Here is a 9,406-nt window from a genome sequence, read left to right as displayed (position 1 = left end):
CGTCGAAGCCGCGCTCCATCGCTCCGGACTTCCGGAGCGCCCGCTCGAGCTCCTGCAGCCGCCGGGCGTCGACGGCGGCCTGGTCGCCGAGCTGGCGAGCCAGCTTGTCGAGGTCGACAAACATCCTGCCGTCGAGCCGGGCGCCGCCTGGGCTGCCGGCCTGCGAGAGCTGGTCGGCGAGGGCGTCGAGGTCGGCGAGGTCCTGGAGCATGCCGGTGCCGTCGCCGAGGCCGACTCCCTGGTCGCCCTGGAACCGCTCGGAGCCGTCCCAGTCCTCGCCCGGGCGCAACGCCTGCAGGTTGCCGTCGAGGCGGGCGAGCTGCTGCATCAGCTGCGGCGAGCCGAACGCCTGTGCCGAGAGCCGCATCAGCTCCTCGCGCTGCTCCGCGCTCATCGAGTTCAACATCCGCTGCGCGGCCGCGGACCGCTGGGCCATGGCGTCGATGAGCTCGTCGACGTTCTGGGGGTTCTCCGGGAAGAAGTCGCCGTGCTTGGTCATGAACTCGTCGAAGTCCTGCTGCGTGTCCTCACCCGCGGCGTGCTTCTCCAGCAGCTCGTTGAGGTCCGCCAGCATCTCCTGGATCGCGGCCCGGTCCTCGTCGGTGGCGCCCTCGAGCGCCTGCTTCATCCCGGCGAAGCGCTGGTCGAGCAGCTCGCGGCCGAGCAGGTCCTTGATCTGCTCGTAGGCCTCGCGCGCCTCCGACGACTGCCAGTCGTAGTCGGACAGCTCGGTGACCGCGGCAGCGGTCGAGGTCGGGAGGTTGTCGAGCCGCATCTCGCGGAACGCGCGGTCGCCGTCGTCCATCATCGCGTCGCGAGCGAGCTGCTTGCGCTCCTCGAGCACGGCGCGCTCCAGCAGCTCGCGGACCTCCTGGAGGGTGCCGTCGAGGTCGTGGCGCTGGAGCATCTCGCGGCGCCGCTCGGCCACCCGGCGGGCCAGGTCGTCGAGCCCGTCGCCGTCCTCGCCACCGCGGCGGAGGAACTCGCGCAGCGCCCGCTCCGGGCTGTAGCCGGCCATGACGTCCTCACCGATGGCGTCGAGCGCCTCGGCGATGTCGACCGGGGGCGCGAGCGGGTCGCCGCCGTCGTAGCGCCGGTAGCGACTCATGGCCCGCTCTGATCAGGCGTCGGGTGGTCAGCCATAGATCGTCTCGCTGCCATCGGTGTCCTTGCCGATCTTGCGGGCGAGGAACAGGCCCTCGAGCGCGAGCTCGATCGCGCAGGCGCGCTGGCCGTCGGAGTCGCCGCCTCCGGAGCCGAAGAGGCGCTCGCAGACGTCGTCGTAGAGCTCGGACTCGCCGAGCACCGGCAGCCCGGCCAGTACGTCGCGCGCGGAGACCCCGGCGCCCGTCGTCACGGTCGCGCCCTCCTCGATCGCCTCGACCAGCAGCGCGAAGTCGAGGCCGCGGAAGTGCGCGCGCACGGTCTCGGCGGTCGCGGTGCGGAGCAGGTGGGTGAGGATCTCGGCCTCGCGGCCCTCCTCCCCGGACTCGAACTCGATCTTGCCGCCGAGCACGTCGACCGCGGTCTCGAGGTCGACCACCCGCGCGACGGCGGTGTCCTCGCCCAGCACGGTCGCCCGGCGCAGCGCCGAGGCGGCGATCGTCTCGGCGCCGGCGATCGCGAACCGCGCCGAGACGCCCGAGCGCTGGTCGACCGCGGTCGACTCGCGCAGGTTGCGGGTGAACCGGGCGAGCACCTCGAGCAGCGGCTCGGGCACCTCGGCGACCAGGTGGGCCTCCTGCCGGACCACGGCCATCTCGGCGGCGAGCTCGGCCGGGTAGTGGGTGCGGATCTCGGCGCCGAACCGGTCCTTGAGCGGGGTGATGATCCGACCGCGGTTGGTGTAGTCCTCGGGGTTGGCCGACGCGACGACCAGTACGTCGAGCGGCAGCCGCAGGACGTAGCCGCGGATCTGGATGTCGCGCTCCTCCATCACGTTGAGCATCGCGACCTGGATCCGCTCGGCCAGGTCGGGCAGCTCGTTGATGGCCACGACGCCGCGGTGGCTGCGCGGGATCAGTCCGAAGTGGATGGTCTCGGGGTCACCGAGCGAACGTCCCTCGGCGACCTTCATCGGGTCGACGTCGCCGATCAGGTCGGCGACGGAGGTGTCCGGGGTGGCCAGCTTCTCGGAGTACCGCTCGGTGCGGTGGCGCCACGAGATGCGCAGGTCGTCGCCGTACGCCGCCAGCGCCGACTGCGAGCCGACCGTGATCGGCTCGTAGGGGTGCTCCCCCAGCTCGGAGCCCGAGATGACCGGCGTCCACTCGTCGAGCAGGCCGATGATCGTCCGCAACAGCCGCGTCTTGCCCTGGCCACGCTCACCGAGCAGCACCACGTCGTGGCCGGCGAGCAGGGCCCGCTCCAGCTGCGGGATCACCGTGGACTCGAAGCCGTGCAGGCCCGGCCACGGGTCCTCGCCCGCGGCGAGCTTCGTCAGCAGGTTGTCGCGGATCTCTTCGCGAAGTGTCTTCTGGACGTGCCCGGACGCGCGCAGGTCGCCGAGGTTGGCGATCGCCGGGGCACCAAGTTCGTTGGCCACGAAGCAACGCTACTCAGCCGGGCAACACCCGCGGCGGGCCAGCGTGGCCGCCGTCACTTCTCGATCTCCCTCGCCCGGCGGTGGCTGGCCCTAAAGTGACGCCGTGACGGTCGTGCTGGGGATCCTGTGCGCCATCTTGGCGTGCGTCGTGATCGCCCTGGTCGTCGTCGTACGCCGTCAGCAGGTCGACCTCGCCGCCCACGCGGCCCACGTCGAGGAGCTCGAGTCCGACCTGGCGGCTGCGCTCCGCCCACCGCCGGCCCAGAACCCCACCGAGCGGGCGATCAGCCGGATGATCCGGACCGCCAGCAAAGTGCGCGAGCAGGGCATCACCGGCGTCATCCAGAGCACGATCGAGGAGATGACCGCCTGGGCGAGCGAGGAGCAGGCCGAGATCGTGCACATGGCCGCCCCCGACGGCACGGTCACCCTCTGCTTCTCCGACATCGAGAACTCCACCCAGCTCAACGCCCGGATGGGTGACAAGACGTGGGTCCGGGTGCTGGCAGCGCACGACCAGCTGCTCCGCGCCCGCATCGCGCAGTACCGCGGCCAGGTCGTGAAGACGGCGGGCGACGGCTTCATGATCGTGTTCCGGGATCCCGAGGCGGCCTGCCGGGCCGCGGTCGCGATCCAGAGCGACCTGCGGCGTCCTTCCGAGGTGCTCCGCCGGCACGGCAAGGTCCGGGTGCGGATCGGCATCCACACCGGCCAGGTGGTGGCCAAGGACGGCGACTACTTCGGCGAGAACGTCGCCCTGGCCGCCCGGGTCGCCGACCTCGCGTCCGGCGGCGAGGTGCTGTGCAGCGACGCCGTCCGCGAGGCGCTCGACGACGACGCCCAGGTGCAGCTGGTCGACCCCACCGACCCGCTCGAGCTCAAGGGCCTGCCCGGTGAGTACGTCGTGTGGCGGGTCGTCCCGCCCGAGCGCTAACGCGCGAGCAGCACCGACGAGCCGTGGCCGAACAGGCCCTGGTTGGCGGTGATCCCGACCCGTGGATGGCCGTCCCTCCCCCGGGCACCGTCGACCTGACGTCCCGTCGCCTGGCCGCGGAGCTGCCAGGTGAGCTCACAGACCTGGGCGAGCGCCTGCGCCGGCACGGCCTCACCGAAGCAGGCGAGGCCGCCGGACGGGTTGACCGGGATCCGGCCGCCGATCGTGGTGTCGCCGGCGCGGAGCAGCACCTCCGCCTCGCCCCGCTTGCAGAGGCCGAGGTCCTCGATCCAGTCGAGCTCGAGGGCGGTCGAGAGGTCGTAGACCTCGGCGACGTCGACGTCGTCGGGTCCGATGCCGGCCTCTTCGTACGCCGCCAGCGCCAGGGACTCCTTGAACGTCCGCTCGGGCGCGCCATCGGCGGCATGGTCGGTCGCCAGCAGCGGCATGTCGATCACCGCGTTGGGGAAGGTCGGCGTCACGGTCGAGATCGCCTCGACCCGCACCGGGTCGGCGAGGCCGTGACGGCGTGCGTAGTCGAGGCTGGTGAGCACGACTGCCGCGGCCCCGTCGGACGTCGCGCAGATGTCGAGCAGGTGCAGCGGGTCGGAGACGATCGCCGAGCCGAGCACGTCGGCCACCGCGACCTCCTTGCGGTAGCGGGCGTACGGGTTCTCCAACCCGTGCCGGGCGTTCTTGACCTTGACCTGGGCGAAGTCCTCGCTGGTCGCGCCGTAGAGGTCCATCCGGCGCCGTGCGTAGAGCGCGAAGTACGCCGGGTTCGTCATGCCGAGCAGCCGGAACCGGAGCCAGTCCGGGTCGGTCCACCGCTCGCCCGCGTTCGGGGCGAGGAAGCCCTTCGGCGTGGTGTCGGCGCCGACCACGAGGGCGACCTCGCTCATCCCGGCGAGGATCCGCGCCCGCGCGGTGTCGAGGGCCTGGGCGCCGGTCGCGCAGGCGGCGTACGACGTGGCGATCCGGGCGCCGTTCCAGCCCAGGGCCGATGCGAAGGTCGAGCCGGCGACATAGCCGGCGTAGCCGTTGCGCACCGTCTCGCCGCCCACCACGAAGTCGACGTCGCTCCACGCGATGCCGGAGTCGGCGAGGGCGGCACGCGCGGCGTGCACGCCGTACTCGACGAACGGACGGCCCCACTTGCCCCAGGGGTGCATGCCGACGCCTGCGACGGCCACCTGCTTGCTCACTGGTCGGCCTCCTCGCCCAGCTCCACCACAGGCTTCCAGCGCCAGATCGTGCGCTCGCCGTCGTCGTCGGTGTAGAGCGTCTCCACGACCAGCTCGACCTCGGCGCCGACCGCCAGGTCGGCCACGCCGTACCCGTCGGCCACCTGGCCGAGCACGACCAGTCCCTCGGGCAGCTCGACCGCGGCCAGCGCGAACGGCTGGAACGGGTCGGTCGTCGGGACGTACGGCGGGGGCGGCTGGTACTGCGCGTCCGTGTAGGACCACACCCGGCCGACCCGGGACAGCTCGGCGGGCTCGTGAGCGTCGCCGTCGCACGCCGGGTTGCGGCAGAAGCTCGCGGCCTCCGGCGGGGGCGGCGGGAAGGCGAGGGTGCCGCAGGACGTGCACCGCGACGCCACGAGCCGCGGGTCGTCGCCCGTCGTGAACCACCCGGCGACTGCCGGCGTAGAGGTCGTCATCCATCCACCTCGAGAAAACTAGAACGTGTTCTCACTCTACCGGATGTGCAGGCGTTCCAGCGGGCCGCGTTCTACGGTGACCTCCGTGACAGCTGAGTCCGAGTCCGTGTCGCAGACAGCGCGCATCCCGTACCGCGCCATCGTGGTGACCTTCCTCTGCGTGTTCGTGATCGGGATGTGCCTGGCCTGGGCCTTCCTGTCGATGCGCGCGGTCGCCGGCGTGGGAGGCTCCTGCGCCAGCGGCGGCGCCTACGAGATCGCCACCCCGTGCCCCGAGGGCTCCTGGCTGATCGCGGTGGCGATCCCCCTGATGCTGATCGCGATGTTCTCCGGGTCCGGCTTCGGCATGACCATCGGCGCACCCGCGATGCTGCTGCCCATGTGGGCGCTGCTCTTCACCGCGCTCGGGTGGAACTTCTTCGAGTTCGGCTTCGCGGACGGCAGCGTCTCGTTCATCGTCTGCGGGGTCATGTTCTGGGGCATGGCGCTCCCCGCGTGGTGGGCCATGTTCGTCGCCCTGAAGAACACCATCCTCAAGAGGGCCCCCGAGGAGACGGAGAAGGCGCGCAAGGAACGGCAGGCGGCCAGCGCCTGGAGCTCCGGCTCGTTGGACGGCAGCATCTGGTGGTGGGTCCTCTACACCGTGCTCGGCGCGGGTGGCGCCTTCTTCGGCGTCGCGGTCTACGCCCTCGCCTCCGCCTGAGGCGCCGACCGCTGCCGAGCCGCGCGCACGGGCGGGCGGACGTCATACGTCCGTGGACCTATCGCCGCGCGGCCGTATGACCTGCCGCGCAACGTCATACGTCCGTGGACCTATCGCCGCGCCGCCGTATGACCTCCCGCGCAACGTCATACGTCCCAGCCGCGATCACAGCCGTTGCGTATGACGTACCGCTGATCCTGCCACTGAGCGTGATCTCCCCGGCGTTCACTCCAGCCCTCACCGTCGAACGGTCAGGCCATCACGATCCGGTCGTACTCCTCGGCCCGGCTCTCGCCGCTCTGCCACCGGGTCCGGATGAGGGACAGCCCGGGCAGGCCCCAGGGGCTGCCGGTCCAGTCGAGGAGCGATGCAAGCGCCGGCCCGAGCAGCGTCGGCGAGGTGTCGGGGGCCGCGGTGGCGAACTGGATCATGGGGCGGAAGCGACGCCGGTCGACGTAGAGCCGCATGGACTCGGCCGCCTCGGGGACGAAGCGGGCGAGGTCGGCGATGGGCTCGACGTCACCGGCGAGGCCGAGCGCGATCGTCGCCCCCTCCTCGAGCCGCAGGCCGTGGAACCAGACGATCGGCGCGACGGCGCCCTCGAACGCCGACCGCATCTTGTCGGCCAGCCGGGCACAGTCGGGCGGCAGCAGGTTGCCGAAGGCCGTGATCGGGATCTCCAGGTGGTCCCGGGGCACCGCGGTCACGCCCGGTACCTGTCGTAACGCCCGCGTCGCCGACCACAGTTCTTCGACCGCCTCCGCGGGAGGCACGACCGCAGCACGAAGCAACATCGCAGCCCTCCATTGGTTCTCCGACGTGATCCTACGCCCGGGCTTCCTGCGCGGTCCCGGTTTAGCTCAGCATCGTCCGGCGGGCCGGCCGCCTGAGCGGTTCCTCGGATCAGTCGTCGTCGGGCTTCTGCGGCGCGGGCGCCCGGCAGACGACGGTGTCGGCCGCGGTGTAGGAGGTGTGGAACTCCTCGGTGTGGTGGATCTCGGACTCGCCGTGCTCCCGGAAGATCCGGGTCACGTCGACGTCGAACCCGGAGTAGCCGGTGAACGGCTCGCAGTCGGGCGTGGTGAGGGTCCGGGTCGCGGGGGCACGGTAGTTGTAGCGCTCACCGGTCTCGGACTCGATGTCCCACACCTTCGTGGAGAACATCTGCACGGTGACGACGCCCTGCGTCGAGTAGGTGCTCGGCGTGACCGTCGCGTGGATGAGTACGCCGTGCTCCGTGTCGTTGCGGAAGGCGAGGTCGACCGACGGCCAGGCGACGGTGGCCTCCCGGCCCTCGGGGTAGCGGTCGATGTAGAACGAGTGCGGCTTGTGCTCGACATCCTCGAGACCGGCGAAGAACATCGCGTTGAACACCGTGGTCGCCATCTGGGAGACGCCACCGCCGTAGTCGAGGACCAGGATGCCGTTCTGGATCGTGTAGCCGATGGTGAAACCGTTCTCGGCGGTCCGCTCCCCCACCGTCTCGTTGAGGGAGAAGGTCTCGCCCGGCAGCAGCACGGTGCCGTCGACCAGCTCGGCCGCCCGTCCGATGTTGACGTTGCGGTAGTCGGCGTGCGGGAAGTAGGTCACGAACTCGGAGACCTTGCGCTTGATCCCGAGCGCCTTCGCCTCCGCCGTGGTGAAGTCCGCCTCGCGCACCGTGGCCGCGACCTCGCCGGTCCGCTCACCCTCGGGAGCCGCGAGCAGCTCGGTGAAGACGGCCACGACGTCGTCGGGGACGAACTCCACGCCGGGCTTCGCCGGGATCACCTTGGGCTTGCCGTCGACCAGCTCGATCCGCGCGTCGACCGGCTCGCCGTCGGTGGTCGCGTCCTTCACCAGGCGGGTGACCACGCGCTCGTCGATCCTCGGCACCAGCTCGCCGTCCTGCGGCACCATCGACAGCGCCTTGGCGTACTGCCCGGGCTGGAGCCGGACGTCGGACTTGCCGAACTGCAGCGTCACCGGCGCCGACATCGCCGGGTTGGCGAAGCCGTCCAGCGCCTCCTGGACGTCGCTGTCGTCGATGTCGGGCTCCGCGTCGGTGACGGTCAGCTCGGCCGAGTCCTCCTGCCCCAGGAACGCGGCGGTGATGGTCTCGCGGGCGGCGTCGGGGTCGACCGCCTCGCCCGGCACCGGGTCGACGACGGAGACACGACCGCCCTTGAACTCGATCGCACCGTCCTGCGGCGGCACCCCGAGCCCCTCGGAGAGCTCGGCGAGCCGGGCGGAGAGCAGCGTCTCGTCGACGTCGACGACGGCCTCGACGTCGTCACCGCCGGTGAAGTAGTCCCACTGTCGGCCGGGGCTCCAGCTGTCGCCGGCTCCGGCCGCGTCGACGGTCGCCGCGTAGTCGATCGCGAGCCCGATCTCCTCGGGCCGGACGTCGTCGGAGCGGCCGCCGGCGACCTCTACCTCGATCGGCTCCGCAGCCCGGGCGCCGAAGGTCTCCTCGAGCTCGGCGATCGCATCCGCGCGCGACAGCCCGCCGATGTCGACACCCGACGCCTTGGTGCCGAGCGGCACCTTGTCCCCCGCGACCGCGTGGGCAGCGGCGTACCCGCCGGCGACCAGTGCGAACAACAGCACCAGCACCAGCACGACGATCTTGCCGCCCAGCCGTTCGCGCTTACCGGGCGAGCTCTTGCCCTGCTCCAACAACGTCACGCGGAGCATCCTAAGAAGACGAGGCGTCGCGGACGTTAATCCCGGCTTCGGGCTCGGGGTGGTGACGCAGCCCGACCACCGCCGCGAGCAGCACGCCGACGCCCGCGCCGAGCAGCAGGTAGCCGCTCGCCGTCCGGCCCACCAGCACGTCCCCTTCCGGGCGCTCGCCCGCCAGCAGCAGCACGACGACGACCCAGCCGAGAGCGAGGGGCAGCCGGCGCCACCAGCCGCCGGGGACGGCGGCGAGGAGCGCCGCGGTCGCGAGGATCCCGAGCAGCAGGCCCCACCAGTAGCGGTGCAGCACGACGGCCGAGCAGCCCACGGCGGCACCGGCGAGGAGGGCGAGTACGGCGACCGCCACCCGCGCGGGGAGCGAGTCGATCACCCGGCCGGGATGCCGGCGAACAGGTCGGTCTCCCAGCCGTTCTCACCGACCGGTCCGGGGGTGCCCTTCACCAGCCGGTACAGCTCCCGGCCCCAGATCCAGCTGCCCTCGTTGTTGGACAGCGCGAAGAACGGTCCATCGGTCGTGATCTGGGTGGCGTGCGCCTTGAGCGCGGCCATCTTGTGCTGGGTGTAGTCGCCCGCGTCGACCTCGGCGGTGATGTCCTCGTCGGGAAGGAAGAACGGCGGCAAGTTGTCCGGATCCATCCCCTCGAACGTCGTCGTGTCGCCCGCGTCCCGCAGTCGCTTCAGCCCCTCGCTGATCCGGCTCGCGGACATCGCTCCCCAGTAGATCTTGGCGATGTCCCAGGCCTCCCCCAGGTCGCGGCGGTACGACGGCACCGCGGCCAGCTGCGCGGCGTACATCGCGACCCGGTGCGCCTGGATGTGGTCGGGGTGCCCGTAGCCGCCGAACTCGTCGTAGGTCACCAGCACCTGCGGCCGGACCTC

9 protein-coding genes and 1 pseudogene are annotated in these 9,406 nt (G+C 71.5%); 2 read left to right on the top strand and 8 right to left on the bottom strand.

From position 1 onward, the window contains the following. Both H0488_RS19190 and H0488_RS19185 read right to left on the bottom strand, forming a co-directional pair. A pseudogene (locus H0488_RS19190) lies at positions 1 to 1,108 on the bottom strand (hypothetical protein); the annotation flags it as partial. Between the two features lie 27 nt (positions 1,109 to 1,135). Then, a complete protein-coding gene (locus H0488_RS19185; protein ID WP_183100840.1) occupies positions 1,136 to 2,545 on the bottom strand; it encodes a MoxR family ATPase in 1,410 nt (469 codons plus the stop codon). 103 nt (positions 2,546 to 2,648) lie between these two features. Between H0488_RS19185 and H0488_RS25145 the strand changes: the two genes are divergently transcribed. Then, positions 2,649 to 3,479 (top strand): adenylate/guanylate cyclase domain-containing protein, encoded by an 831-nt coding sequence (locus H0488_RS25145; protein ID WP_183100839.1) that lies wholly within the window; start codon positions 2,649 to 2,651, stop codon positions 3,477 to 3,479. Here the strand turns inward: H0488_RS25145 and H0488_RS19175 are convergent. Together H0488_RS19175 and H0488_RS19170 are read right to left on the bottom strand one after the other, a co-directional pair. Beyond that, positions 3,476 to 4,684 carry a lipid-transfer protein gene (locus tag H0488_RS19175; RefSeq protein WP_183100838.1) on the bottom strand — a complete coding sequence of 403 codons (1,209 nt, stop codon included), beginning with the start codon at positions 4,682 to 4,684 and terminating at the stop codon, positions 3,476 to 3,478. The genes H0488_RS25145 and H0488_RS19175 overlap by 4 nt on opposite strands. Further along, positions 4,681 to 5,142 carry a Zn-ribbon domain-containing OB-fold protein gene (locus tag H0488_RS19170; RefSeq protein ID WP_183100837.1) on the bottom strand — a complete coding sequence of 154 codons (462 nt, stop codon included), beginning with the start codon at positions 5,140 to 5,142 and terminating at the stop codon, positions 4,681 to 4,683. Before H0488_RS19170 ends, H0488_RS19175 begins: the two co-directional genes overlap by 4 nt. An 85-nt stretch (positions 5,143 to 5,227) precedes the next feature. On the opposite strand from H0488_RS19170, the gene H0488_RS19165 reads away from it, so the two are divergent. Next, positions 5,228 to 5,845: a hypothetical protein gene (locus H0488_RS19165; protein WP_183100836.1), complete on the top strand. Its 618-nt coding sequence runs from the start codon at positions 5,228 to 5,230 to the stop codon at positions 5,843 to 5,845. Positions 5,846 to 6,096: 251 nt separating this feature from the next. Here the strand turns inward: H0488_RS19165 and H0488_RS19160 are convergent, their stop codons facing one another. From H0488_RS19160 to H0488_RS19145, 4 genes are all read right to left on the bottom strand, one after another. Beyond that, the gene (locus tag H0488_RS19160; protein ID WP_183100835.1) at positions 6,097 to 6,552 is read right to left on the bottom strand and encodes a hypothetical protein; all 456 of its coding nucleotides are present in this window, start codon (positions 6,550 to 6,552) and stop codon (positions 6,097 to 6,099) included. Between the two features lie 196 nt (positions 6,553 to 6,748). Further along, complete coding sequence (locus H0488_RS19155; RefSeq protein WP_183100834.1) at positions 6,749 to 8,512, bottom strand: VanW family protein; 1,764 nt, start codon at positions 8,510 to 8,512, stop codon at positions 6,749 to 6,751. A gap of 10 nt (positions 8,513 to 8,522) precedes the next feature. Next, positions 8,523 to 8,897, bottom strand: a complete 375-nt coding sequence (locus tag H0488_RS19150) for a DUF6113 family protein (RefSeq protein WP_183100833.1) — start codon at positions 8,895 to 8,897, stop codon at positions 8,523 to 8,525. After that, positions 8,894 to 9,406 (bottom strand): PIG-L family deacetylase (locus H0488_RS19145; RefSeq protein ID WP_512698544.1); only part of this gene is annotated, 513 nt, incomplete at its 5' end. The genes H0488_RS19150 and H0488_RS19145, both read right to left, overlap by 4 nt.

The organism is Nocardioides pelophilus, from assembly GCF_014180685.1.
GTDB lineage: Bacteria > Actinomycetota > Actinomycetes > Propionibacteriales > Nocardioidaceae > Nocardioides > Nocardioides pelophilus.
The sequence above is the reverse complement of the archived record's forward strand: the minus strand, read 5'-3'. Positions and strand labels throughout refer to the sequence as shown.